6 protein-coding genes and 2 pseudogenes are annotated in these 6,769 nt (G+C 30.4%); 2 read left to right on the forward strand and 6 right to left on the reverse strand.

Annotated features, from left to right (window positions below):
• Positions 1 to 166: 166 nt before the first annotated feature.
• Positions 167 to 922, reverse strand: a complete 756-nt coding sequence (locus CD113_RS08105; protein ID WP_002464223.1) for an SDR family oxidoreductase — start codon at positions 920 to 922, stop codon at positions 167 to 169.
• Between the two features lie 114 nt (positions 923 to 1,036).
• The gene (locus CD113_RS08110) at positions 1,037 to 1,720 is read right to left on the reverse strand and encodes a Crp/Fnr family transcriptional regulator (protein WP_002464224.1); all 684 of its coding nucleotides are present in this window, start codon (positions 1,718 to 1,720) and stop codon (positions 1,037 to 1,039) included.
• 140 nt (positions 1,721 to 1,860) lie between these two features.
• On the opposite strand from CD113_RS08110, the gene CD113_RS08115 reads away from it, so the two are divergent.
• On the forward strand, positions 1,861 to 2,097 hold the full coding sequence (locus CD113_RS08115; protein WP_002464225.1) for a heavy-metal-associated domain-containing protein: 237 nt from the start codon (positions 1,861 to 1,863) through the stop codon (positions 2,095 to 2,097).
• A 75-nt stretch (positions 2,098 to 2,172) separates the two neighbouring features.
• Complete coding sequence (locus CD113_RS08120) at positions 2,173 to 4,020, forward strand: heavy metal translocating P-type ATPase (RefSeq protein ID WP_002464226.1); 1,848 nt, start codon at positions 2,173 to 2,175, stop codon at positions 4,018 to 4,020.
• 140 nt (positions 4,021 to 4,160) lie between these two features.
• Here the strand turns inward: CD113_RS08120 and CD113_RS08125 are convergent, their stop codons facing one another.
• The 4 genes and pseudogenes from CD113_RS08125 to CD113_RS08145 all read right to left on the reverse strand — a co-directional run.
• On the reverse strand, positions 4,161 to 4,277 hold the full coding sequence (locus CD113_RS08125) for an LPXTG cell wall anchor domain-containing protein (RefSeq protein WP_002464227.1): 117 nt from the start codon (positions 4,275 to 4,277) through the stop codon (positions 4,161 to 4,163).
• 569 nt (positions 4,278 to 4,846) lie between these two features.
• Positions 4,847 to 4,957, reverse strand: a complete 111-nt coding sequence (locus CD113_RS12955; protein ID WP_088177485.1) for a helix-turn-helix domain-containing protein — start codon at positions 4,955 to 4,957, stop codon at positions 4,847 to 4,849.
• A gap of 131 nt (positions 4,958 to 5,088) precedes the next feature.
• Positions 5,089 to 5,965 (reverse strand): annotated as a pseudogene (gene galU / locus CD113_RS08140) (UTP--glucose-1-phosphate uridylyltransferase GalU).
• Between the two features lie 52 nt (positions 5,966 to 6,017).
• A pseudogene (locus CD113_RS08145) lies at positions 6,018 to 6,614 on the reverse strand (phospho-sugar mutase); the annotation flags it as partial.
• Positions 6,615 to 6,769: the final 155 nt, after the last annotated feature.

Genomic DNA, 6,769 nt, shown 5'->3' on the forward strand with positions numbered 1-6,769 from the left:
AAAATAGCTGTGAAAAAATCTATCGTCATAGATTTCTTCACAGCTAATCTTAGTATGTTTTTCAGGACTGATAAATAAAAAGTGAATAATTTAAAAAATAATTATGTATCAGTCCAATTTGGGGGAGAACCTTTATTTTCCATATGATAAACGGTTATTTTCAAAGTTATAGAATGCCATCGGGTTCTTCAGGTAAAGTTTGTCCACCATCAACAACAATGGCTTGTCCAGTGACAAATTTTGCTTCTTTAGAGGCAAAGTATACGACCGCATAACCGATGTCTGTTGGCTCGCCTAAATCGTGAGTAGGGACAATTTTCTTAGTATTTTCAATATAACTGTCACCTTTTGCTTTTAAGCCTTCAGTTAAAATATTACCTGGTTGAACTGCATTGACTGTGATGCCAAATTGAGCATATTCAAGTGCGGCACTACGCATATAACCTAATTGACCAGCTTTAGATGCACCGTAATGTGCCCAACCTGGATATCCTGTAATCGGACCAGTGACAGAAGATGTAATAATAACACGACCGTACTGTCTTGATTTCATATGAGCTAATACTTTTTGAGTTACATGGAACATACTCTTAAGATTAACGTTCATTATTTTATCCCAATCATCATCAGTCATATCTTCGATCATTGCCTGAGGGAATATACCTGTATTAGAAGCTAAAATATCAATTTTGCCATAATCTTCTATGATCGTATCAATCGTTTGGTGAATCGCTTGCTTATCAGTAACATCAAGATGATAATAGGCACCTTTAAATGCTTGAGCTGTTTGTTCACCATTGTGTTGATCTATATCAGCCACAATCACTGTAGCGCCTGCACGATATAAGGCTTCAACAATTCCTTTACCAATGCCGTTAGCACCACCTGTGATTAATGCAACTTGATTATCTAAATTAAACATATCATCACTCCTTAAAGTCGTTATATTATTCAATACCCTGAAAATCGCCAAAAAAGTCTAGAAAGTTCAATATTTCACAAAATATTCAGAAATTTGTTATTTATAGCTGTGGAATCAATGATTTAAGTAATTTTGTAATTGCTGTAAGTTAATGATTTCAATTATAGTTGGTTTATGAACTTGTATGATTTTATTTTGAACTAATACTTTGAATCGTCTTGATAGTGTTTCTGGAGAAGTACCTAAATATGATGCTAAATCTTTTCTAGACATTGGAAGATGAATAATTAAGGATTGGTCTTTAATACTCAATAAGTAGTAAACAAGTCTATCCATCACTTCTTGTGATGATAAAGTTAATAGCATTTGATCTGCCTGATTAAGTCTATGGGCCATTTCTCTTATGATATTTATTGCTACAGAAGGATTGTTTAATAAAAAAGTATTGAAATGTTGTTGTTCTAATACACATAAGTCAGTAGGTTTTATTACTCGAGCGAAATCTTGATGAAATGTATCTTCATTATCGAATATATCCCATTCTCCAATAAAGTCCCCTGGTTTTAAAATTCTTACTAATTGCTCATGTCCATCTTCACTCAAACGAAATATATGAATCTGTCCACTATTAACAATATATAGTTTGTTAGCTAAATCACCTTCTTGATAAACAAATTCATTTTTAGCAAGATGCAATGAAGTTAAATATTGTTTGATATTGGTAAGCAAATAATCTGATAGGTTTTTAAATATAGGAACATAATGAACACACTGAGCTAATGAATGATTGCATTGCATTATAATCACCACTTTTCTATTTAATGTAGTTATATGTACTATAATATATTATTTATTGAAAAAAGTTGACCCATGTCAATTATTAACTGTTTAAAAGTAGATATAGTAAAGATACAAACATAACGGAAGGAGTTTTATTAGTGACAATTGCAGAATTAAAATTAGAACCTTTAACTTGTCCAAGTTGTATTAAGAAAATTAATAGTTCATTAAGAAAAATTGAAGGTGTGGAAAATGGAAGTATAGATATTCGTTTTAATAGTAGTAAAGTATTTACAACTTTTGATCCTCAAAAAGTAAATATTACAACAATAGTTAATAATATTGAAAAATTAGGTTATCCAGTCGAACGTTACCGTCTTAAAACAAAAATGTAAATGACTATGCAGTATAAAATTAGTAAATTGTTTCACGATAAACAATGATTATGTAGTAATGAAGAGGGTGTATAAATGCAACGTTTTATACTTAAACATAAAGCAACAATAACATGGGTTAACGCTATATTAATTATCATCGCGATTATTACCAATTTACTTTTTAAGTTGGTCTTACTTAGTAATATTGTAATGCTCATTGCAGGTATTATAGGAGTACTGCCTATTGCAATTCAAGCATATCAAAGTATTAAAATAAGAGTTTTAAGTATAGATGTTTTAGTAACAATTGCCGTTATAGGGGCACTTGTTATAAGAAATTATGAAGAAGCAGCAGTTGTAACTTTCTTATTTTTATTTGGTAGTTATTTAGAACAAAAAACAATGAATAAAACAAGAAGAGCGATCAAAGAATTGACGGATTTAGAACCTCAAACAGCTATGAAATTAGTTGATAATCGTTTTGAAAAAGTAGATATATTTGATGTTACTAAAAACGATATTTTACAAGTAAAAACAGGAGAACGTCTTCCAGTTGATGGCACCATTGTTAATGGATCTGTTGTTGTCAATGAAGCTAGTATTACAGGTGAAAGTAAAGGTATTTATAAAAGTGAAAATGATACTGTATTAGCAGGTACAATATTAGAGAATGGTATATTATATATTCAGACTGATAAAGTGGGAGAAGAGACAGCTTTTGGGAAAATTATAGAACTTGTTGAAAATGCACAAGATAGCAAATCCCAAGCTGAACGTTTTATTGATCAATTTGCTAAATATTACACACCTCTTATATTAATAATGAGTATTGTCGTTTATATTATTAGTCGAAATATAGAATTAGCAATTACAGTATTAGTATTGGGATGTCCAGGAGCACTAGTTATTGGCGTACCTGTGTCGAATGTTGCAGGTATTGGAAATGGGGCACGTCATGGTATTTTATTGAAGGGTGCCGAAATAATCCGATCGTTAAGTAAAGTAGATACGATGATTTTTGATAAAACTGGTACATTAACTGAAGGACAACCAAAAGTACACCAACAATATGATTATGGTAGTCAGATTCATCAAGCCTTACAGTATTTAAAAAGTATTGAAATCGAATCTAATCACCCTTTAGCAAATGCTATAGTCGATTATTTGGATAATATCGAGACAGTACCTATTAAACAAATGAATGTTGTTAGAGGTCAGGGTATAGAAGCACAAGTCAACGGCGATAGAGTTTATGTTGGTAATAAACAACTGATGAAAGAACATCATATTAATTTCCCGACAAACAGTTTGCAACATATTGATGAGCTTGAATCGTTAGGACATTCTATTGTTATGGTAGCTATCAATAATCAATTATGTGTAACGTTAGGTATTAAAGATAAAGTGAGATTGGATATTAAACAGCAATTAAAACAGCTGTCAAAATTAGGCATTAAACAATTAGTGGTACTTTCTGGTGATAATCAAACGAGTGTAGATATTGTAGCGACAGAGTTGGGATTAACTACAGCGATTGGGAACATGTATCCGAAAGACAAAGCAGATTATGTACAGAAGTTGAAGGATCAAGGTCATGTTGTAGCATTTGTAGGAGATGGTATTAATGATAGCCCATCAATAGCTATAGCAGATATAGGAATTGCTGTAGGTAGTGGTACAGATGTTGCCATAGATACTTCAGATGTTGTTCTCGTAAAATCAGATTTTAAACATTTGAATCATGCTATTAAATTAAGTAAAAAAACACATAGAAATATGATTGAAAATATAATGATAGCAGTATCAACTGTCATATTCTTATTAATTGCTTTGTTTACAAGTCATTGGCTAACTATGTCTGTTGGAATGTTTGTTCATGAAGCTAGTATCTTGATTGTAATATTAAACGCTATGAGGCTATTAAAGTTTGGAAGAACATAAATAAACAAAGTAAGGTCGAGTTAAATATCAAAAACAATATATTATATAAAGAAAACAAAGGATTGGTACTTTAAAAGTGCCAATCCTTTGTGCTTATTGAATGTAATTTAATATGTTAAATACAATTAATATTATAAAAATTATTGTTCACGACGACGTTTTGCTAATAATGTAGTACCAAGGATTAATGATAAACCACCAAAAATTGTAGTAGCGTAAGTACTATCATTTTCTCCTGTTTCAGGTAAAGCATTCATAGATTGAGTAGCTTGACCTTAATCCATTGTACCATTGACCCTGACATAAGTTAAATCACTTACCAAGACTTCCATAGGAATTTCTATATTAAATAATCGATTTAAATGATTGTTGATTTTTTGTTCATTGTTTTGCGATGGATGATGTTTTTTATTTCAATTTTGTATACACTGATATAAGGCTGTATTTTTTCATAATACGACCAATTTTACGTCGTGAAACAACGATATCAAGCTTGTTCAATTAATTTTTAATTCTTCTAGTACCAAAGCTTTTTCTATTAGAATTAAATATTTGAATACTATGTTTTCTAGAGTTGAGTCATCATTTTTAGTCTTGTTATGTTGTCTATTTATTAAATCATAATACGTGATTCTTGGTATGTTTAGGACTTTATACATGGCTGATACTGAATATTGATGTGCATTCTGCTGAATGCATTCTATTTTTGTCCCATAATCAGCACTGCATGCTTTAAAATATCATTTTCCATTTTTAGATGTTGATTTTCTTTACGTAATTTTATAAGTTCTTGTTCTTCCTAAGATAAATTATCCTGATGATTAAACTAACCGGCATTTTGATGTTGTTTAATCCAATTCGACAAAGTCGAAGGTGTTAAATCATAATCTCTTATAATTGCATTTCTAGGCTTACCATTTTCGTAAAGTTTAACTATTTATAATTTAAATTCCGGACTAAACGTTCTTCTATCTCTTGTCATAAAAAACCGCCTACTTTCTTAGGATAACAATATCTATTTTCATAGAATTTGTCTAATTAAGTGTAGACGATTCAAGCCTATTTTCATCAAAATTTTAAATTTTTAAAAAATAGTTTTAACTCTTCTTTCATTTCTTTATCTTTCAAAGCATATTCAATCGTGGTTTTAACGAATCCAAATTTTTCGCCAACATCGAAACGATCACCTTCAAAATCATAAGCATATACTTGATGATTACGATTCATGCGCTCAATCGCATTAGTTAGTTGGATTTCATTATCCGTTCCGATCTCTTGAGTTTTTAAGTAGTCAAAGATTTCTGGGGTTAATACATAACGTCCCATAATCGCTAAATTCGATGGTACAGTACCTTGAGCGGGTTTTTCTACAAACTTATTAACTTCGTAACATCGGTCATCTTTCTTTAATGGATCAACGATGCCATAACGATGTGTTTCTGATCCAGCTACTTCTTGTACACCAATCACAGAGTGACCCGTTTGTTCATAGATATCCATCAATTGTTTAACTGCTGGTATATCTGATTCGACAATATCGTCACCTAGTAATACAGCAAATGGTTCATTGCCGATAAATTGTTGCGCTAAACTAATCGCATGACCTAAACCTTTTTGTTCTTTTTGTTTCACATAAAAAATATTAGCTAATTCTGTTGAATATTGTACTTTTTCTAGTAACTCTGTTTTGTCTTTTTCTTTTAGAATTATTTCTAATTCTTTTTGACTATCATAGTGATCTTCAATAGCACGTTTATTTTTACCTGTGACAATTATAACATCCTATATACTAGCTTTTGTGGCTTCTTCTACGATATATTGAATGGCTGGTTTATCTAAGACTAGGAAGCATTTCTTTAGGTATAGCTTTAGTCGCAGGTAAAAATCTTATTCCTAAACTAGCAGCGGGTATAATTGCTTTTTTACATTTTCCAAAATTATTAATACTCCTTTTAAAATGATTATTTTGTAATAAAACTATTTATTGAAAATTGCTAATAATTTTCTTTTACTTCTTTTGGTAAGGGAAAAATGAGATTTTTATTTCCAGTCATTATTTCAGAAAAATCAATTGCTAGTGGATTTACTTTAGCATCGATAAATTGAGCTAACATAGCCAAAGATTCAGTAGATAATTGCGCACCATCTTCGCTATATACTTTAATACCATTGTAATTTTTGGGATTATGACTTGCAGTTATCATTACTCCAGCATTTGCTTTAAGGTGTCTAACTGCGAATGATAAATCGGGTGTTGTTTTATATGTATCGGGCAAATAAACTTTGACTTTATGATTAGAAAGAATATCAGCTATTAATTTGGCAAATTCTGAAGATAGGTGCCTTATATCATAATGAATGACTGCGATAGGTGATTCATATGTAAATTTTAAAAAGTTTGCTAAACCTAATGCAACTTTAGAAACAGTAAATTTATTAAGGTAACCTTCACCTAAACCAAACTTCCCACGTATTCCTGCAGTTCCAAACTTAAGAGAAGTTTTAAAGCCTTCATTTATTTCTTCTAAATTCTGTTGCTCATAAAAATCTTTGATAAGACTTTTATTTACTAAATTTATCCAATCATCTTTCATATTATTCTAATTCCCCTTTTATAAATTAATGTAGTATTTACTATATTGTTCGAGAAATTAAATTATTATGTATATATAGTGAAAATATAAATGTAAAATCTAATCAAACTACGGAACAATACAATGTATTTTATAGCTGTCTCTTATACACATCT

Source organism: Staphylococcus simiae, from assembly GCF_002902085.1.
GTDB lineage: Bacteria > Bacillota > Bacilli > Staphylococcales > Staphylococcaceae > Staphylococcus > Staphylococcus simiae.

Bases quoted from the DNA above. Each gene is read 5' to 3' on its own strand.
- CD113_RS08105 (WP_002464223.1), bottom strand. From the start codon at position 922: ATGTTTAATTTAGATAATCAAGTTGCATTAATCACAGGTGGTGCTAAC.
- CD113_RS08125 (WP_002464227.1), bottom strand. From the start codon at position 4,277: ATGAATGCTTTACCTGAAACAGGAGAAAATGATAGTACTTACGCTACT.
- CD113_RS08120 (WP_002464226.1), top strand. From the start codon at position 2,173: ATGCAACGTTTTATACTTAAACATAAAGCAACAATAACATGGGTTAAC.
- CD113_RS08110 (WP_002464224.1), bottom strand. From the start codon at position 1,720: ATGCAATGCAATCATTCATTAGCTCAGTGTGTTCATTATGTTCCTATA.